Origin of the sequence: Microvirga mediterraneensis (assembly GCF_013520865.1) — a bacterium.
In the GTDB taxonomy this organism is placed as follows: domain Bacteria; phylum Pseudomonadota; class Alphaproteobacteria; order Rhizobiales; family Beijerinckiaceae; genus Microvirga; species Microvirga mediterraneensis.
Window position 1 is genome coordinate 3023315 of record NZ_JACDXJ010000001.1, and the last position, 19045, is coordinate 3042359.

The 19045-nt window shown below is 64.8% G+C and carries 17 protein-coding genes; 11 read left to right on the forward strand and 6 right to left on the reverse strand.

What is annotated here, in order from left to right:
- The 9 genes from H0S73_RS14315 (at position 1) to lpxB (ending at position 10225) form a co-directional block, all read left to right on the forward strand.
- The gene (locus H0S73_RS14315) at positions 1–858 is read left to right on the forward strand and encodes a phosphatidate cytidylyltransferase (protein WP_181054346.1); all 858 of its coding nucleotides are present in this window, start codon (positions 1–3) and stop codon (positions 856–858) included.
- 6 nt (positions 859–864) lie between these two features.
- Positions 865–2046, forward strand: coding sequence for a 1-deoxy-D-xylulose-5-phosphate reductoisomerase (gene dxr / locus H0S73_RS14320; RefSeq protein ID WP_181052785.1), 1182 nt, complete (start codon positions 865–867; stop codon positions 2044–2046).
- A 20-nt stretch (positions 2047–2066) separates the two neighbouring features.
- Entirely contained in the window at positions 2067–3230 is a 1164-nt protein-coding gene (gene rseP, locus H0S73_RS14325; RefSeq protein ID WP_181052786.1) for an RIP metalloprotease RseP, read from the forward strand.
- 165 nt (positions 3231–3395) lie between these two features.
- Positions 3396–5780, forward strand: coding sequence for an outer membrane protein assembly factor BamA (gene bamA / locus H0S73_RS14330; protein WP_181052787.1), 2385 nt, complete (start codon positions 3396–3398; stop codon positions 5778–5780).
- Between the two features lie 38 nt (positions 5781–5818).
- Positions 5819–6883, forward strand: coding sequence for a UDP-3-O-(3-hydroxymyristoyl)glucosamine N-acyltransferase (gene lpxD / locus H0S73_RS14335; protein WP_181052788.1), 1065 nt, complete (start codon positions 5819–5821; stop codon positions 6881–6883).
- A gap of 40 nt (positions 6884–6923) precedes the next feature.
- Positions 6924–7388 carry a 3-hydroxyacyl-ACP dehydratase FabZ gene (gene fabZ / locus H0S73_RS14340; protein ID WP_181052789.1) on the forward strand — a complete coding sequence of 155 codons (465 nt, stop codon included), beginning with the start codon at positions 6924–6926 and terminating at the stop codon, positions 7386–7388.
- Complete coding sequence (gene lpxA, locus H0S73_RS14345; protein WP_425488225.1) at positions 7385–8197, forward strand: acyl-ACP--UDP-N-acetylglucosamine O-acyltransferase; 813 nt, start codon at positions 7385–7387, stop codon at positions 8195–8197. Before fabZ ends, lpxA begins: the two co-directional genes overlap by 4 nt.
- Positions 8197–9060, forward strand: a complete 864-nt coding sequence (locus tag H0S73_RS14350) for an LpxI family protein (protein ID WP_181052791.1) — start codon at positions 8197–8199, stop codon at positions 9058–9060. Before lpxA ends, H0S73_RS14350 begins: the two co-directional genes overlap by 1 nt.
- Positions 9047–10225: a lipid-A-disaccharide synthase gene (lpxB, locus tag H0S73_RS14355; protein WP_181052792.1), complete on the forward strand. Its 1179-nt coding sequence runs from the start codon at positions 9047–9049 to the stop codon at positions 10223–10225. Before H0S73_RS14350 ends, lpxB begins: the two co-directional genes overlap by 14 nt.
- Before the next feature lie 77 nt (positions 10226–10302).
- On the opposite strand, the gene gltA is transcribed toward lpxB, so the two are convergent.
- Both gltA and gltX read right to left on the reverse strand, forming a co-directional pair.
- Positions 10303–11595 (reverse strand): citrate synthase, encoded by a 1293-nt coding sequence (gltA, locus tag H0S73_RS14360; RefSeq protein WP_181052793.1) that lies wholly within the window; start codon positions 11593–11595, stop codon positions 10303–10305.
- Positions 11596–11769: 174 nt separating this feature from the next.
- A complete protein-coding gene (gene gltX, locus H0S73_RS14365) occupies positions 11770–13200 on the reverse strand; it encodes a glutamate--tRNA ligase (protein ID WP_181052794.1) in 1431 nt (476 codons plus the stop codon).
- Between the two features lie 181 nt (positions 13201–13381).
- Between gltX and H0S73_RS14370 the strand changes: the two genes are divergently transcribed.
- Positions 13382–15343 (forward strand): ComEC/Rec2 family competence protein, encoded by a 1962-nt coding sequence (locus tag H0S73_RS14370; RefSeq protein ID WP_181052795.1) that lies wholly within the window; start codon positions 13382–13384, stop codon positions 15341–15343.
- The gene (locus tag H0S73_RS14375; RefSeq protein WP_181052796.1) at positions 15340–15615 is read left to right on the forward strand and encodes a hypothetical protein; all 276 of its coding nucleotides are present in this window, start codon (positions 15340–15342) and stop codon (positions 15613–15615) included. Before H0S73_RS14370 ends, H0S73_RS14375 begins: the two co-directional genes overlap by 4 nt.
- Positions 15616–15694: 79 nt before the next feature.
- Here the strand turns inward: H0S73_RS14375 and lexA are convergent, their stop codons facing one another.
- The 4 genes from lexA to trpC all read right to left on the reverse strand — a co-directional run bounded on the left by lexA (position 15695) and on the right by trpC (position 19039).
- Entirely contained in the window at positions 15695–16399 is a 705-nt protein-coding gene (lexA, locus tag H0S73_RS14380) for a transcriptional repressor LexA (RefSeq protein WP_181052797.1), read from the reverse strand.
- Positions 16400–16512: 113 nt separating this feature from the next.
- Positions 16513–17769: a molybdopterin molybdotransferase MoeA gene (locus tag H0S73_RS14385; protein WP_181052798.1), complete on the reverse strand. Its 1257-nt coding sequence runs from the start codon at positions 17767–17769 to the stop codon at positions 16513–16515.
- On the reverse strand, positions 17766–18242 hold the full coding sequence (gene moaC / locus H0S73_RS14390) for a cyclic pyranopterin monophosphate synthase MoaC (RefSeq protein ID WP_181052799.1): 477 nt from the start codon (positions 18240–18242) through the stop codon (positions 17766–17768). Before moaC ends, H0S73_RS14385 begins: the two co-directional genes overlap by 4 nt.
- Complete coding sequence (gene trpC, locus H0S73_RS14395; RefSeq protein WP_181052800.1) at positions 18239–19039, reverse strand: indole-3-glycerol phosphate synthase TrpC; 801 nt, start codon at positions 19037–19039, stop codon at positions 18239–18241. Before trpC ends, moaC begins: the two co-directional genes overlap by 4 nt.
- Positions 19040–19045 lie beyond the last annotated feature (6 nt).

Consider the following 19045-nt stretch of genomic DNA (forward strand, 5'->3'; position numbering starts at 1 on the left):
ATGGTCTCGGACCAAGACTCCAGTTCGCCACCCATCTCCAAGCCGGCCCCATCCAAGGAACTGACGGCACGGGTTCTGTCCGCACTCGTCATGGTCGCCATAGCTCTGCTGACGGCTTATTGGGGCGGGTGGCCCTTCGCCCTGTTCTGGTTGGCGGCCGGCATCGCCATCATGATCGAATGGACCCGTATGACGGGCGTGGAGCCGCGTCTGCCGGTCCAAGGCGTCCTCGCGATCGGCCTTGGGGTTCTGACCACTCTTTTCCTGTCCGAAGCGAGGACAGTCCTCTTCCTTGCTGCGGGGCTGTTCTTCCTGGCCGCGGGCACGCTCCTGACGCGCGGCGCCGCCAGCAGAATCTGGTCTGCATCGGGCTTCCTCTACGCATTGCCGATCATTCTCGTTCCGCCGATTGTGCGCGACCACCCCGAACTCGGCATTCTGGGTCTTCTGTGGATGTTCGCCGTCGTATGGGCCACGGATATCGCCGCGTATTTCACGGGGCGGACGTTCGGCGGCCCGAAACTCTGTCCGCCGATCAGCCCGAAGAAGACCTGGTCAGGATTCATAGGCGGCGTCGTTGCCGCGGCCCTGGGCGGGGTGCTGGTCGCCTGGGCGGGGCAGAATTATGGTCTGAACCTGCCCTTCGGCCTTCTTGGCACGGCCGTGCTTTCCGTTGTCGCATCGGTCGCGAGCCAGATCGGAGATCTCGGTGAGTCGGCTCTCAAGCGCCATTGCAACGTCAAGGATTCGAGCCATCTTATCCCTGGCCATGGCGGCGTGATGGATCGTCTGGATGGCTTTTGGGCCGTCTGTCTCATCGTTGCGGCCGTTCTTTCGACGATTCATTTCATTCCATAGGCTTTGATGACCCGATCCCTTACGATTCTCGGAGCCACCGGTTCGATCGGCCGCTCGACGGCTGACGTCGTTCTGGCCCATCGGGACGAGTTTCGCGTTCAGGCCGTCGTCGGCGGGCGTGATGCCGCTGCTCTGGCGAAGGTCGCCCGGATGCTGGGGGCCCGGTTCGCCGCTTTGGCCGACGAGCGAGGCGGCGAGGCGCTGAGGGAAGCCCTGTCCGGGACCGGAATCGGGAACGGTGCGGGGCAATCCGCTGTACTCGAAGCGGCTGAGCGGGATAGCGACATCGTCCTGGCCGCCATCAGCGGCACGGCCGGTCTGGCTCCGACCCATGCGGCGTTGAAGCCGGGACGTCGGATCGCTCTCGCCAACAAGGAAAGCCTCGTCAGCGCGGGCGCCGCCTTCATGGCCGATGCCCGCCGCTTGGGCGTCGTGGTCATGCCGGTGGATTCCGAGCATAACGCCCTGGATCATGCTCTTGCGGCGGGCCTCGGCAGGGATGTGGAAAAGGCGGTGATAACCGCGTCCGGCGGCCCCTTCCGCTCCTGGACGAGGGAGGACATCGCGAAAGCCAGTGCCAAGGAGGCATCGGCTCATCCGGTCTGGTCGATGGGATCGAAGATCAACATCGACTCGGCCACTTTGATGAACAAGGGCCTCGAGCTGATCGAGGCGCATCACCTGTTCGACCTCGAGGAGGGGCGGCTCGACGTTCTCGTTCACCCGGAGGCGATCGTCCATGGCCTCGTGCAGTGGAGCGATGGTGCCGTTACGGCCGGGCTTGCCCTTCCGGATATGAAGGTCCCGATCGCCAACGCCTTGCGCGACAAGGGGCGCCTGACGATGGACCTGCCCCGTCTCGATCTTGCCGCGATCGGACGATTAAGCTTCGAGCGGCCTGACGAAGAGCGGTTTCCGTGCCTATCTCTGGCTAGGGCGGCACTCAGGGCCGGGGGGGCAATGCCCACCATCCTGAATGCCGCCAATGAGATCGCCGTTGAAGCCTATATGGCAGGTCATATCAGATTCTATGATATCTCAGAGATGGTTGAGCGCGTCTGCTCCACTTTCTTGGGAAGACGGATCTCCGCACCGGCGACCGTGGCGGAGGCCCTCGGAATCGACCAGGAGGCCCGGCAAGTGACACGGCAGCTCATTCCGACCTATGCTGAAGCGACGCGGCTCTAGAGCCCGCGAAAGGGATGACGATGGATTTTCTTGCGACGATCAGCGGTGCGACAGGCTCGCTGTTCCTGACCCTGATCTCCTTCCTGGTGGTTCTCACGGTCGTGGTGTTCATCCACGAGTTCGGCCATTTCTGGGTCGGTCGCCTGTGCGGCGTCGGCGTGACGGCTTTTTCCATCGGATTCGGGCGCGAGCTGATCGGCTGGACCGACAAGAAGGGGACCCGCTGGAAGATCTGCGCGATTCCCCTGGGCGGCTACGTCAAGTTCGTCGGCGACCTCAATGCCGCGAGCGTCCCGGACCAGGATGAGCTCGACCGCATGCCCCTGGCGGAGCGGTCGATCAGTTTTCCCCACCAGAATGTCGCCAAGCGGGCCGCTATCGTCGCGGCGGGTCCCATCGCCAATTTCATCCTGGCCATCGCCATCTTCGCGGGCTTCAATTACTTCAGCGGACGGCAGGTTCTGGAGCCGAGAATCGAGGCGGTCCAGCCCGGCAGCGCGGCGGAGAAGGCGGGCTTCCAGCCCAAGGACCTGATTCTGACCGTCGACGGCCGGCAGATCCAGACCTTCGCCGACATGCAGCTGATCGTGAGCTCCAGCGCCGGAGAGCCTCTCGACTTCACGGTCGAGCGCAACGGTCAGATGGTTGCCCTTACGGCAACGCCGAATCTCGTCGAGCGGACCAGCCCCTTCGGCAAGCAGCGCATCGGGCTTCTCGGGGTCGAAGCCTCGCGCGATCCCGCGGCGATCAAGCGCCTGACCTATTCCCCGTGGGGAGCCGTCAAGGCCGCCGTGGGTGAAACCTGGAGCCTCGTCGAGAGGACGCTCAACTTCATCCGTCGCCTGGCCATGGGCTGGGAATCGACCGATCAGCTCTCCGGTCCCATCGGAATCGCAAGGGCCTCGGGGACCGCGTTCGACGTGGGAGGAGTGTACAGCCTGGTCAGCCTGATCGGATTCATGTCGGTTTCGATCGGACTTATTAACCTATTTCCCATTCCGCTGCTGGATGGCGGCCATCTTCTGTTCTATGCCATTGAGGCGGTTCGCGGGCGTCCTTTGAGCGAGAAAGCCCAGGAAATCGGCTTCAGAATAGGGTTTGCCCTTGTGGCGATGCTCATGCTGTTCGCCACCTGGAATGATCTTGTTCACCTTGGCACCAGTTTTCTGGCCCGGGGATCGTGACAAGGACGCCACGCTCCTTAAAAATTGGTACTCTGTTGTGGATGTGCCGTTTGCAATGACGGCGAAAGTTTGTACAAGCGGTCCACACAGATAAGGTTGGCGGCTCTCGTCTCCAACCTGCGGGGCCTCCTCGCTAGGGACAGAATATAAAGAACGGGCCAGTTGATGATGTCGACGACCACGCCTCGCCGGAAAAAGCCGGCCACTACCGCCATTGTCGCGATCAGCGCGCTCATGGCCGGGATTACTGCCGGGCAGAGCGCGTTCGCGCAGCAGATGGCTCCGGGCAACCGCCGCGCTTCGGCCGCGCAGGGCCCCATCGTCAACCGGGTTGTCGTCGAAGGTAACAAGCGGGTCGAGAAGGCCCTGATCGAGGACCAGCTTCAGGCTCGGGCCCGTGCGCCCTACAGCCAGGCGGCCGTCGATGCCGACGTCCAGCGAATCCTCGAAGTCTATCGCCGCTCGGGCCGTGGCCTCGCTCAGGTGACGCCTCGTCTGGTCGACCTGCCGAACGGCACGGTCGATGTGGTCTACACCATCAACGAGGGTGACAAGACCGGCGTGAAGGATATCCGCTTCGTCGGAAACGCCCAGGTCTCGTCCAGCCGCCTGCGCGGCATCATGCAGACCACCGAGACGAATCTCCTGAGCTTCCTCAAGAGCACCGACGTCTACGATCCGGATCGCCTCTCGAACGACCTGGATCTCATTCGCCGTTACTACCTGAAGAACGGCTACGCGGATTACCAGCTCGTCTCCAGCGACGTTCAGTTCGATCCCAATGCCGGCGGCTATGTGATCACGATCACGGTCAACGAAGGTGAGCAGTACCGCTTCGGCAATGTGAGCGTCGATCCGCGCCTTACCGGCGTCGATGCCGAGGCCGTGCGCAGGGGCATCGTGAGTTCCGAGGGTTCGACCTACAACGCTGAATCCGTCGAGAAGTCCGTTCAGGCTCTGACCACGAACGTGGCTCGTCAGGGCAATCCCTTCGCCCAGGTGCGTCCGGTCGGCACGCGCGATCCTTCGACCCGTACGGTCAACGTTTCCTACGTGATCGAGGAAGGTCCGCGGATCTACATCGAGCGCATCAACGTGCGCGGCAACAGCCGTACGCGCGACTACGTGGTCCGTCGCGAGTTCGAGCTGGGCGAGGGCGATGCCTACAACCAGGTTCTGGTCGATCGCGCCGAGCGCCGCCTGAACAACCTCGGATACTTCAAGCGCGTCCGCATTTCGAACGAGCCGGGCTCCTCGGCCGACCGCGTGGTCGTGAACGTGGATGTGGAGGATCAGTCCACCGGTTCGTTCGCCATCTCGGGCGGTTACTCGACAGCGGATGGCTTCATCGGCGAAGTCTCGGTCACCGAGACCAACTTCCTCGGCCGTGGCCAGTTCGTTCGTCTGGCCGGTCAGCTCGGCCAGCGCGCCCACGGCGTCGACTTCTCCTTCACGGAGCCGTATTTCCTCGGCTACCGGATGTCGGCCGGTATCGACCTGTTCTCGAAGTTCAGCGACCAGACCCGGTATGCCCGTTACGAGAACCGCATGACCGGCGGTACGCTGCGCCTCGGCCTTCCGATCACGGAAGAGTTCTCGATCACGGCCCGCTACTCGCTCTATCAGCAGTCCGTGGACATCCCGAACGATCTGAAGCAGCCCTATAACGACTGCTCGGCTCCGATCCCGGGCTACACGCTGCTGAACGCAGACGGCGTGCCGAACCGCGCCTTCTGCGAAGGCAACGGTGAAGCCTCCCTGGCCATCAAGCAATCGCAGGGCGACACCATCACGTCGCTTGCCGGCCTGACCTTCAACTACAACACCCTCGACAATATCCGGGAGCCGCGCAACGGCTTCTACGCCGAAGTGAAGACGGACTTCGCCGGCCTCGGCGGCGACTCGCGTTACTTCCGCGTGACGGGTGACGCGCGCTACTACCGCGAGCTGTTCGAGGACGTGGTCGGTATCGCCCGTGTCCAGGGCGGTCACATCATGGGCTTCGACAGCGGCAGCGATGGCGGCGACAACGGCGACCTGCGCATCGTCGACCACTTCTTCATGGGCCCGTCGCTGGTTCGCGGCTTCGCCCCGAACGGCATCGGTCCGCGTGACATCTCGAGCCTCGACAGCCGTGCGAACGCCGTCGGCGGCACCACGTATTTCGGCGGCTCGCTCGAAATGCAGTTCCCGATCTGGGGTCTGCCGCGCGAGCTGGGCCTGAAGGGCGCGGTCTTCGCCGATGCCGGTACGCTGTTCGGCTACGAAGGCCCGACCAGGTTCGGCACGAGCACCGGCAGCATCTTCGATCCCGCCGATACCTGCGTGCAGAATCCCAACGTGCCGCAGAACTGCATCAACGTTCTCGACAGCAAGGTGATCCGCTCCTCCATCGGTGCTTCGATCCTGTGGAGCTCGCCGCTGGGTCCGATCCGCTTCGATTACGCCTATGCGCTCTCCAAGGAAGAGGGCAGGCTCCTTCCGGACGGAACCCGGGTCGGCGAGGACCGCACCCAGGCCTTCCGGTTCACGGGCGGCACTCGCTTCTAATCGGAGAGGGCGCCGATGGGCGCCCTCACTTATTTTACATGACAGAATCCAATTTCTTTCCGCAAACCCAGACGTTGACCTTGCGTCAGGTGGCGGAGATGGCAAAGGCAACGCTCCCCGACGGTATCGACGGGGAGTTTTTGCTTAAGGGCGTCGCTCCGCTGGAGAGCGCCGGCCCTGGCGATCTCGCCTATATGGACAACCCGGCCTATGTGGGCGCCTTGGCGGCGACGCAGGCACGGGCCTGTCTCGTGACGCCGCGCTACGCCGCGAAGGTTCCGCCCCAGACCGTAGCGATCGTCACCCCGCAGGCCTACCGGGTGTTCGCCCAGGTGCTCGCGATCCTATTCCCGTCTTCCATGCGGCCGGAATCCTCCTTCGCGTCGACGGGAATCTCGCCGGGATCCTTCGTCCACCCGTCCGCACGGCTGGAGCACGGGGTACGGGTCGATCCCGGTGCGGTCGTCGGCCCCCATGCGGAGATCGGGGCCGGCACCCTGATCGGTGCCCATTCGGTCATCGGTGCCCACGTCAAAATCGGCCGCGACTGCTCTATTGCCGCCCACGTGACGGTGTCCCATGCCTTCCTCGGCAACCGGGTCATCCTTCATCCGGGCGTGCGCATCGGGCAGGATGGGTTCGGCTTCGCCATGGGGCCGCAGGGGCACCTGAAAGTGCCCCAGGTCGGTCGGGTCATCATCCAGGACGATGTGGAGATCGGCGCCAACTCGACCGTGGACCGGGGCGCCAGCCGCGACACGGTCATCGGGGAAGGCACGAAGATCGACAACCTCGTACAGATCGCCCACAACGTGGTGATCGGCCGCCATTGCGTCATTGTCGCCCAAGTGGGTATTGCCGGTTCCACGACGATCGAGGATTACGTAGCTCTCGGCGGAAAGGTTGCCGTCAAGGGCCATGTGCGGATCGGCATGGGAGCCCAGATCGCCGCAACCAGTGGCGTCAACGGCGATGTCCCGCCCGGTGCCCGGTGGGGCGGTACTCCTGCCCGACCCATGCGGGACTGGTTCCGCGAGATCACGGCCCTGAAAAAGCTTGCATCCCGGGGCGATTCCGCCAAAGACGACGATGCGTCTTCATAGCGTTCGTTGAAGGCATCCACTACCGCCTGGAGTTCACGTCATGTCCGAAGCGCCCACCACGCTTCAAACCGCCGATATCATGGAGATTCTGGAGCTTCTGCCGCACCGGTATCCCTTTCTCCTGGTCGACAAGATCATCGAGATCGACGGCGACAATTCGTGCATCGGCATCAAGAATGTCACCTTCAATGAGCCACAATTCACGGGCCATTTCCCGTCTCGGCCCATTTTTCCCGGCGTTTTCCTGATCGAGGCCATGGCCCAGACGGCAGGCGCCATCTGCGTCAAGGCCAAGATGGCCGAGCAGGCCAAGCCGAAGCAGGTGTTCTTCATGACCATCGACAAGGTGAAATTCCGCAGGCCGGTCGAGCCCGGAGACCGGGTCGAGTTCCACATGCGCAAGCTGAACAACCGCCGCAACATGTGGTGGTACAAGGGCGAGGCCAAGGTGGACGGCACCCTCGTCTGCGAAGCCGAAGTCAGTGCCATGCTGGTGCTCGAATAATGGAAACCGTGATTCATCCGACCGCCGTCGTCGAAGACGGCGCGAAGATCGGCCAGGGCGTCAGGATCGGCCCCTTCTGCACGGTAGGCCCTGAGGTCGAACTGGGCGAAGGCAGCCAGCTCATGAGCCACGTGGCTCTGGCCGGGCGGACGACGATCGGCCCACGGACGCGGATCTTCCCGTTCGCGTCCATCGGCCATATCCCGCAGGACCTGAAGTACAAGGGCGAGGCCTCGACGCTCGAGATCGGCGCCGATTGCATGATCCGCGAAGGCGTGACCATGAACCCCGGCACGGAAGGCGGCGGGCTGCGCACGGTGATCGGCGACCGCTGCACCTTTCTGGCCAACTCGCATGTGGGCCACGACACGAAGGTCGGCAACGACTGCATCCTGTCCAACAACGTGATGCTGGCGGGCCATGTCACCGTGGGTGATTTCGTGATCTTCGGCGGCGGCTCAGCCGTGATCCAGTTCGCCCGTGTCGGCTCCCACGCGTTCGTGGGCGGCATGTCGGGCCTGGAGAACGACCTTATCCCCTACGGCATGGCCATGGGCAACCGGGCGCATCTGGCCGGTCTCAACATCATAGGCCTGCGCCGCCGCGGCTTCACCCGCGAGCAGATCCACGACATTCGTCGGGCGTATCGCCTTCTGTTCGCCGATGAGGGCACCTTGTCCGAGCGGGTCGAGGACGTGGCCGGCGAGTTCGACGAGCATCCCTTCGTGCACGAGATCCTCGACTTCATCCGTGAGGGCGGCGACCGCGCGATCTGCACGCCGCGGGATCCGGTCAGCTCGGCAAGCTGATGCCGTCAGGCCCGATTGCGATTCTCGCCGGGGCCGGGCAGCTTCCCATCCAACTCGTGGACCACCTCGAGCGGACGGGACAGGAAGTGCGGGTTCTGGCCTTCCGCGGCTTCGCGGAAGCGGAGCTGCGCCGCCGCGCCCATGCCACCGTCGATCTTCTCGACCTCAAGACCATCATGAGCACCCTGGAGGGGTGGAGGCCGCAGGCCGTCTCTCTCGTCGGGGCTGTCCGTCGTCCCGGCTTCTCCGCGCTCCTGAGCGCCTATTCGCTTCTGCGCAATATGCACGAGGTGAAGGAGGTCATCACCCGCGGCGACGATCAGGTCCTGCGTGGGGCCGTGATGCTGCTGGAAGAGCGCGGCCACCGGGTCGTGGGCGCCCATGAGCTCGCGCCCGATCTCGTCGCTTCCCGGTCGTTGAGCGGTACACACTCGCCCAATGCGGACGATCGCGAAGCTGTCACCGTCGGTCTCGATCTCCTCAAATCCCTGTCGGCCTTCGATATCGGTCAGGGCGCCGTCATCGCCCGCAGACATGTCCTGGCGATCGAGGGGCCGGAAGGTACCGACCGGATGATCCGGCGGGTCATGAAGATGCGCCAGTCCTGGTTCGGCCTTCGCCGGCGCGAGGAGGGTGGGGTGCTGATTAAGGCCGCCAAGCGCGGTCAGGACCTGAGGGTCGACATGCCGACCATCGGTCCTCGCACCGTCACCGAGGCCGCCAGGGCGGGCCTCTCCGGCATCGCCGTGGGGGCAGGCTCCACCTTCGTGCTGGAGCAGGAAAAGACCTTGCGCACGGCGGATCGTCTCGGCCTGTTCCTCGTGGCCGTCGACCTTCCCTGGATGGAGGATGCCCTTGGCTGAGGAAAAGCCGCTCACGATCTGGATCGTCTCTGGCGAGGAATCGGGCGATCAGCTCGGCGCCAAGCTGATGCGCTCCCTGAAGGCGAGGCTCGGCAACGGGCGCCTGCGGTTCGGCGGGGTTGGCGGACATGCGATGGAACGGGAAGGCCTGAAAAGCCTGTTCCCGCTCGAGGAGATCGCCGTGATGGGTTTCTCCGCGGTGATTGCCCGGCTTCCCTCGATCCTGAAGCGCATCCAGTTCACGGCCGACGCGGTGGTCGCAGCGAAACCCGACATGCTCGTCATTATCGACAGTCCGGATTTCACGCACCGAGTCGCCAAAGCCGTCCGGCGGCGGGCGCCGGAGATCCCGATCGTCGATTACGTCAGCCCCTCCGTCTGGGCCTGGAGGCCCGGCCGCGCACCGAAGATGCGGATCTATGTGGATCACCTGCTGGCCCTGCTGCCCTTCGAGCCGGAGGCGCATCGGCGCCTCGGCGGCCCGCCGACGACCTATGTCGGGCACCCGTTGATCGAGCGGCTTGGCGAGATCAGGCCCGCGCCGGGCGAACGGACGGATGAAGGCCCGATCAAGCTGCTCGTTCTGCCGGGCAGCCGCCGCTCCGAGGTCAGCCGTCTCATGGAGCCCTTCGGCGAGGCTCTGGCGCTGCTGGCGAACCGCGCCCCGCGTCCTTTCGAGGTCACGATTCCGGCAGTCCCGCACCTTACGCAGGAGATCAGGACACGGGCGGAAACCTGGAGCGTGAAGCCAAGGATCGTGGAGGGCGAAGCGGCCAAATGGGCCGCTTTCCGTCAGGCGGACGCAGCGCTCGCCGCCTCCGGTACCGTGACGCTGGAGCTTGGGCTCTCCGGCGTGCCGATGGTCGTCGCCTACCGAGTCTCGAAGATCGAGGAAGTGCTGAAATACCTCATCAAGGCCCCGTCCATCGTGCTGACAAACCTGGTCCTCGGCGAGAACGTCATCCCGGAGCTGATTCAGTGGGATTGCACGCCCGAGAAGCTGGCCGATGCACTTCTGCCGCTTCTCCGCGATACCCCGGAGCGGCAACGGCAGCTGCAGGCCTTCGGCAAGCTCGACGTGCTGATGAAGATCGGCGACGAGGCGCCGAGCGAGCGAGCGGCACGGATTGTGGAAGAGGTGCTGGGTTCGAGGCTGCGGGCCTGAGCCTTCGATTTAGAACCGGTGCATAAGAAAAAAGGGGCCTTTCGGCCCCTTTTCCATTATCAGCATGTCCGCCCGTCTTAGCCGCGCTGCGCGACCGTCACGTAGTCGCGTTCCCGTTCGCCCGTGTAGAGCTGGCGCGGGCGGCCGATGCGCTGGGACGGGTCCTCGATCATCTCGCTCCACTGGGCGATCCAGCCGACCGTGCGGGCCAGCGCGAACAGCACCGTGAACATGGACGTGGGGAAGCCCATCGCCTTGAGGGTGATGCCCGAATAGAAGTCGATGTTCGGGTAGAGCTTCTTCTCGATGAAGTATTCGTCCTTCAGGGCGATCTGCTCGAGTTCCACGGCCACGTCGAGGAGCGGGTCGTCCTTGATGCCGAGTTCGTTGAGAACCTCGTGGGTGGTCTTCTGCATGATGCGCGCGCGCGGGTCGTAGTTCTTATAGACCCGGTGACCGAAGCCCATGAGGCGGAACGGATCGTTCTTGTCCTTCGCCTTGGCGATGTATTCCGGAATGCGGTCGGGCGTGCCGATCTCTTCCAGCATCTTGAGGGCCGCTTCGTTGGCGCCGCCGTGAGCCGGTCCCCACAGGCAGGCGATGCCGGCAGCGATGCAGGCAAAGGGGTTGGCGCCCGAGGAGCCGGCGAGACGCACGGTCGAGGTCGAGGCGTTCTGCTCGTGGTCGGCGTGCAGGATGAAGATCCGGTCCAGCGCCCGCGAGAGCACCGGGTTGACCTTGTATTCCTCGGCCGGGACCGCGAAGCACATGCGCAGGAAGTTGGACGTATAGTCCAGCTCGTTCTGCGGATACACGAAGGGCTGGCCGATCGAATACTTGTAGGCCATGGCGGCCAGCGTAGGCATCTTGGCGATCATGCGCATCGACGCGATCATGCGCTGGTGCGGATCCGAGATGTCGGTGGAATCGTGATAGAAGGCCGAGAGGGCGCCCACGGAAGCGACCATGATCGCCATCGGGTGCGCGTCGCGGCGGAAGCCGGTGAAGAACCGGTTCATCTGGTCGTGCACCATGGTGTGGCGCGTGACGCGATAGTCGAAATCGGCCTTCTGGGCGGCGGTCGGCAGCTCTCCGTAGAGCAACAGGTAGCAGGTCTCGAGGAAGTCGCCGTGCTCGGCCAGCTGGTCGATGGGATAGCCGCGATAGAGCAGGACGCCCTTGTCGCCGTCGATATAGGTGATCTTCGACTCGGTCGCGGCAGTCGAGGTGAAGCCGGGATCGTAGGTGAACATCCCGGTCTGACCGTAGAGCTTCGAGATGTCGATGACGCTCGGGCCGATGGTGCCTTCTTTGACCGGCAGTTCCACGGACTTGTTGTCGACGGTGACGGTGCTGGTGTTGGAACTCATGCGTCATGGCCCTTTCAAAACGGAGGCCGGGCAGAACCTAGTGCAACCGGTGGATCGGAGAAGGCCTCCGGGGTTGCGGAACCGAGGTTTGCCGGTCGGTCGGGAGGATGATGGCGCCCTGGGTAGCTTATCCGTGGGAACGGAGCAAGCACGTCTAAAGGCGAGAAACGCCTGCTATGCAGCAGGCGCATCCTTGGTTTGGTCGCGCAGGCGCGACAGGGTTTCGTCCTTGCCGAGAACCACCATCACGTCGAAGATTCCCGGCGAGGTGGCCCGTCCCGTCAGGGCGGCCCGGAGAGGCTGCGCGACTTGGCCGAGCTTGGCCCCGATGGCCTCGGCGTGCTCGCGCACGATCGCTTCCACGCTCGTGGCCGACCAGTCGGAAACGGCTTCGAGCCGCTCGGGAAGGCCGGCGAGGCGCGTCCGGCCGTCCGCGATCAGGCTCGTCGCCTTCTCGTCCATGTGCAGCGGCCGCTGCGCATAGAGGTAATAGGCGCTGTCGAGCAGTTCCACGAGGGTCTTGGCGCGTTCCTTCAGGCCCGGCATGGCGGCGAGCAGCTTTTCGCGCAGGGCTGGCTTGAGGGTGCGTCCGAGATGGTGTTCGTCCTTGTCGAGCTCCGGCAGCAGGTCCTCGAGGGCCTGCACCAGCCGCTCGTCGTCGGCTTGGCGCATGTAATGGCCGTTGAGGTTCTCCAGTTTGGCGAAGTCGAAGCGGGCCGGCGACCGGCCGATGCTGCCGAGATCGAAGGCGTCGATCATCTCCTGAGTGGAGAAAATCTCCTGGTCGCCATGGCTCCAGCCGAGACGGACGAGATAGTTGCGCAGGGCCTCCGGCAGATAGCCCATGCTGCGATAGGCCTCGACGCCGAGTGCGCCATGCCGCTTCGAGAGCTTGGCTCCGTCGGGACCATGGATGAGCGGGATATGGGCCATCTTCGGCACGTCCCAGCCGAGCGCCTGATAGATCTGGGTCTGGCGTGCCGCGTTGGTCAGGTGATCGTCGCCGCGAATGACGTGGGTCACGTTCATGTCGTGATCGTCCACCACCACGGCGAGCATGTAGGTGGGCGTGCCGTCCGAGCGCAGGAGAACGAGGTCGTCGAGATCCTTGTTCTGCCACACGACCCGGCCTTGCACCTCGTCCTCCACCACGGTCTGGCCCTCGGTCGGCGCCTTGAGGCGGATCACCGGCTTGACGCCTGCGGGCGCTTCGGACGGATCGCGGTCGCGCCAGCGTCCGTCATAGCGCAGGGGACGGCCCTCCTTGCGGGCGGTCTCGCGCATCTCCTCCAGCTCCTGCTGGCTGGCATAGCAGTAATAGGCGCGCCCCTGCGCCAGAAGGCTCTCGGCCACCTCCTTGTGACGGGCGGCACGGGAGAACTGGTAGACCACGTCTCCGTCCCAATCGAGGCCGAGCCATTTCAGGCCATCCAGAATGGCCGCGATGGCGGCGTCCGTGGAGCGTTCCCGGTCCGTGTCTTCGATGCGCAGCAGCATCTTGCCCCCATGCCGCTTGGCATAGAGCCAGTTGAACAGGGCCGTGCGTCCCCCTCCGATGTGCAGGAAGCCGGTGGGAGAGGGGGCGAAGCGGGTGACGACGGTCATCGCAGGAAACCTTGAGTAAAAACGTGTGGCCGCGCGGCTTTTCCATCCGCAGCGTCATCCGACTCAATCCACAGGGCGGTTTGGGCCGGAGCGTGCGGTCGTCTAGCATGCAACCGAACCCGCGTTAAGCCGAAGCCCAATGGAAGACAACCAAGGAAAGCCCCGCAGGATCCCGCGCAGCATGGCGCGGAGTATCGCGTTTCCGTCGCCTTGGAGTCTTCCTGCAACCTGGGCCCTTCCGGACGGCCGGAGCTGGCTATCCCGGAACATTTCCCTGGAGGTCGAGCAGCGCCGGCTTTTCCCGTGGATCGCGATCTTCTTCGGCATCGGCATCGTGCTGTTCTTCCAGGCCGAGGGGGCGCCGGCCCTCTGGGCGCCGGTTGTCACATTCACGCTTTTCAGCGCCGCCGCGATCGGCTTTCGCCGAAATCTGGCGGTCTTCTCAATGATGATAGCGCTGGCGGCGCTCTTTGCAGGTTTCACGGCGGGCGTCATTCGCACCCGGAGCGTAGCGGCGCCCGCTCTGACCCGCCTCGTGATCGCGCCGGTCACGGGCTTCATCGAAACCATCGAGGAGCGGGAGGGTGGAAAGCGGCTGCTCCTGCGCGTGACCGGGATGAAGGGTGTGGCAGATGCCGAGCGTCCCGAGCGGGTACGCGTTTCCGTGCGCAGCGGCGAGGGTATGTCTCCCGGTCAGCTCATTGCCGGCACGGCGCGGCTTCTTCCGCCGCCCCAAGCGGCATGGCCCGGCGGGTACGATTTCGCCCGCGATGCCTCTTTCAAGGGAATCGGCGCCGTGGGTTCCATGGTCGGGCCGGTGCGCCGGATCGACACGTCCGAAAGGCCGGACTGGTCGCTTCGGCTGGCGGCCCGCGTCGACGAGGCGCGTAACGCGCTGACCGAACGCATCGCGGTGTCGATCGGCGGGGCTGCCGGAGGCGTCGGCGCCGCACTGGTGACCGGCAAGCGCGGCCTCATTCCGGAGCCGACGAACGACGTGCTTCGCGGCGCGGGAATATATCACATCGTGTCGATCTCGGGCCTGCACATGGTGCTGGCCGCAGGCACCTTCTTCTGGCTCGTGCGGGCGCTCCTCGCCCTTGCCCCAGGTGCCGCGCTGCTCTGGCCGGTGAAGAAGATCGCCGCCCTTGCGGCCATGATCGGAGCCACGATCTACTGCATCTTCTCGGGCTCGGATGTCGCTACCGAGCGTTCGCTCATCATGACGCTCGTGATGTTCGGCGCTGTTCTCGTGGACCGTCCCGCCTTGAGCATCCGCAACCTGTCGATCGCCGCGCTCATCGTTCTGGCGCGGGAACCGGAGGCGTTGCTCGGGCCGAGCTTTCAGATGTCCTTCGCCGCCGTTGCCGCCATGATGGCGCTCGTGCCCATGATGCACGGGCCGAAATGGGAAGGAGCGGGCGGCGGGATCGTAGCGCGAGGCGTCATATGGATCGGTCGGGCCATGCTCGGCCTCGTCACGACGACGCTCGTGGCGAGTTTCGCAACGGCTCCCTTCGCGGCTTACCATTTCCAGAGCCTCAATCCCTATGGCCTTATCGGCAATGCGCTCGCTCTGCCGCTCGTCTCGCTGATCGTCATGCCGTCCGCTGTTCTCGGCGTGCTCGCCTATCCTTTCGGTCTCGACCGTCCGATCTGGCAACTGATGGGAGCGGCCGTGTCGCAGGTCCTCGACGTCTCGGCCTGGGTCGGCGGCTTCAGCGGCTCGACCCTGATCGTCCCGGCCCTGGGGAGCGCGGCTCTCGTTCTCCTGAGCCTTGGGCTGGTCCTCGTATCCATTCCCGCGTCGGCCCTGCGGTGGTTCGCCGTCGTGCCCGCCGGCGCGGACTGGCCTTCGCCGCGACGCCGGATCGCTACGATGTCTTCATCGACAGGGACGGGGCGGGGGCGGCCATTCGCGGCAAGGGGGGGCGGCTGTCGCTCGTCGGGCGTCCATCTGATTTCGTCTTGGAGCAATGGCTGCGCGCCGATGGGGATGCGAGAAGCGCCGATGACGAAAGCCTCAGGCAGGAGGCGAAATGCGATGCCGCGGGCTGCGTGGTCGCGGCGTCGGGCGGACGATGGATCGCCTTCGTCCAGGATTTTTCGGCTTTCGAGGAGGATTGCCGGCGCGCCGCGGTGATCGTCACGCGGCTCAAGGCGCCGCCCACATGCCGGGCATCCTTCGTCCTGGACGGCGATGCTCTGAAGGAGCGCGGCGCAGCGACGGTCCGCTTTAGCCCCGAGGCCATCGAACTGCGCTCCGTCCGAAAGGGACGGGAGGTCAGGCTATGGTCCGGCGTGGAAACGTCCCGGGCCGATATGTCGCCTGCTCCGGAACGTCCACGCCGCGCGCAGCCCGTCCCGGAGCAGGATTTTCCGGAGGAAGATCTTCAAGCACCGGACGAGAACTAGAAGTCACATCGATGCTTGAAGTTTTGGGCTTTGCGCATCTTTTCACGCAAAACCGGTTCCCACTTTTGCGCGCAATAATCTAGTACCGGCGAACCAGGCTGACGAGCTTGCCCTGGATCTTGACCCGGTCGGGACCGAGCACGCGGGTCTCGTAGGCCTGATTGGCGGCTTCGAGCGCAATGGAGGAGCCGCGACGGCGGAAGCGCTTCAGGGTCGCTTCCTCGTCGTCGATCAAGGCCACGATAATGTCGCCCGTATTGGCCGTATCCTGACGGCGGATCACCACGAGATCACCATCGAGAATGCCGGCCTCCACCATCGAGTCGCCTCGGACCTCAAGGGCGAAGTGATCGCCCTGGGCCAGAAAATCGCCCGACAGGGTGATGGAATGGCTGCGGGTCTGGATCGCCGAGATCGGCACACCGGCGGCGATCCGGCCCATGACGGGGATCGACATTTCCCGGTCCCGCGGATCGGAAGCCGGTTGGGGCGTGGCTTTGGCCTTGCCGGCAAGGCCACCCTCGACCACGCTCGGCGTAAAGCGCCGCTGGCTGCCGGCCCCGCTGGTGCTCTCCGGAAGGCGGATCACCTCAAGGGCCCGGGCGCGATTCGGGAGGCGGCGGATGAAGCCGCGCTCTTCGAGCGCCGTGATGAGGCGGTGGATCCCCGACTTGGACTTGAGATCCAGCGCATCCTTCATCTCGTCGAAGGATGGCGGAACCCCGGTTTCACGCAGCCGCTCATGAATGAAGCGGAGCAATTCGTGCTGTTTGCGCGTCAGCATGGCTGGCCCTTACTGCCCCCTATGGAGGCGATTCTGAAACAAATCAAGAACAAGGTAACCGTTCTTGCTGTGTTCCGCAAGCCTGAGTATTCGGAGCCTGTCATAAAGTTTTATCAGCAGAACCGCTCGAGCCGAATGATACGGCAGGGCTCGCCTGCTGCGGCCGCCGGAGCGTGAGGGGGACGCACGAGCAGGGCATCGGAGCGCTCCAGGATGCTCAGCATGGATGAATCCTGCAGCAGATGCGGCATCGCCACGGGCAGCATCACGCGCTCCGCGGCGTGAGCAAGGCTCAAGGGAACATCCTGGAGGGTGAGGGCCGCACGCATGTAGTCCTGCCTCTCCCGATTGGCCGGGAGATCGGCTCCCAGGATAGCATCTTCCGTCGGATCTTCGGCGGCCCTCTGATCGCCCAGAAGGGCACGAATCGCGGGGATCAGGAACAGGACGGCGCAGACCAGGGAGGAGACCGGGTTGCCGGGAAGACCCAGCAGCAGGGTCGATCCGAGACGGCCATGCATGAGCGGCTTTCCGGGCCGAAGGGCCACGCGCCAGAAGCCGAGATCCATGCCGTGGTGGCTCAAAGCCTTCTGAACGAGATCGTGCTCGCCCACGGAAGCGCCACCCAGCGTCACGAGAATGTCGGCCTGCGCATGCTTGGCCGCCTGGATGCGCTCGTCGAGGGATTCGAGCGTGTCGCGGGCAATGCCGAGATCAATGGCTTCGGCCCCGGCCTTCTCCACCATCAGGATCGTGGCAGGAAGGCTCGAAGCCGTGATCTGATCGGGGCCGATGGGTTCGCCCGCCCGCACCAGCTCGTCCCCCGTGGCGAGAACTGCGACGCGCGGCTTGCGGTGGACGGACAAAGCTCCGTGGCCCATGGCGGCTGCGAGAGCGATGTGGCGGGAATCGAGACGCAGGCCACCCTGCAGGAGCACGTCGCCGGAGAGGAAGTCGAGCCCCGCCGCGCGGATATGCCGGTTGGGGCGGGCCGCTTCCTTCACCATCACCCGGTCGCCGGAGCGTTCCGTATCCTCCTGCAGCACCACCGCGTCCGCTCCTTCGGGAACGGGCGCGCCGGTGAAGATCCGTACCGCTTCCATGGCTCCGACGGTGCCGACGAAACGGTTGCCCGCCGCGCTCTCCCCGATGATCCGGAGACTGGCAGGAATATCGGAGCAATCGGCGCTTCGGACCGCATAACCGTCCATGGCCGATGCCGGGAAGGGCGGCTGGTCGCGTAGCGCGCCGACATCCTCAGCCAGCGTCCGCCCCGCACAGGCGGCCAAGGGGATGCGCTCGGTTCCGACCGGCTTGTCGACATTCGCCAGCACGCGGGAGAGAGCATCCTCGACCGAAATCAGGCTCATGGCGCTTCGAAATCCCCCGAACGGCCGCCGCTTTTGCGCCGCAGGCGGATGTGTTCGATCCGCATGCCCTTATCGGCCGCCTTCACCATGTCGTAGATGGTCAGGCAGGCGACGGAGACGGCTGTGAGCGCCTCCATCTCGACGCCGGTCTGGCCCGACACCTTCACCTCGGCGGTCACGCGGATGCCGGGAAGGCCGTCGTCGAGGGCGCAATCCACCTTCACCTTGGAGATGAGGAGTGGATGGCAGAGCGGAATGAGTTCGTGTGTGCGCTTGGACGCCATGATCCCGGCGAGCCGGGCCGTGCCCAGGACATCGCCCTTCTTTGCCTCGCCGTGGCGGATCAGGTCGAGCGTTTCCGCCTGCATGACCACGCATCCCTCGGCGATCGCGGTGCGGCTGGTGACGCCCTTGTCCGAGACGTCGACCATGCTGGCCTGGCCGGATGCATCGATATGCGTGAGTTTCGTCATGCCGCCTCGCCGAACAGGAGCCTCCGGGTCGCCGCCGCCACGTCCGCCTGCCGCATCAGGCTCTCGCCCACGAGGAAGGTGCGGATATCGACCTTCGACAGGCGCTCGATGTCGGCCAGCGTGAAGATACCACTCTCGCCCACGACGATCCGGTCGGACGGGATCAGGGGAGCCAGCTCCTCGCTGACGCTAAGGGATACCTCGAAGGTCCGCAAATTGCGGTTGTTGATGCCGATGAGCTTCGTGTCGAGCGGCAGGGCGCGCTCCAACTCCGCGCGGTCATGCACCTCGACCAGCACGTCCATGCCGAGATCGTGCGCCGTGTCGATCAGGGCGCGGGCCTCGTCGTCGGAGACGCTCGCCATGATCACGAGAATGCAGTCGGCCCCCCAGGCGCGGGCCTCGTAAACTTGGTAAGGCTCGAACAGGAAGTCCTTGCGCAGGGCGGGCAGGCCTGAGGCTTCGCGGGCCTGCGCCAGATATTCGGGCTTGCCCTGGAAAGACGGCTCGTCGGTGAGCACCGACAGGCAGGTGGCGCCGCCTTCGGCATAGGCCCTCGCCAGGCTCGGCGGGTCGAAATCCGGGCGGATCAGGCCCTTGGACGGGCTCGCCTTCTTCACCTCGGCGATCAGGGCAGGCCGCCCCTCCGCGAGGTGACGCTCGATAGCCTTGGCGAAGCCGCGAGGCGCAGAAGCCGCGCGGGCGCGGCGTTCGATTTCGCCCGCAGGAACAGCCGCTTTTGCTGCCGCGATCTCCTGGCGCTTATAGGCTTCGATCTTGCTGAGAACGTCGGCCATGGGGTC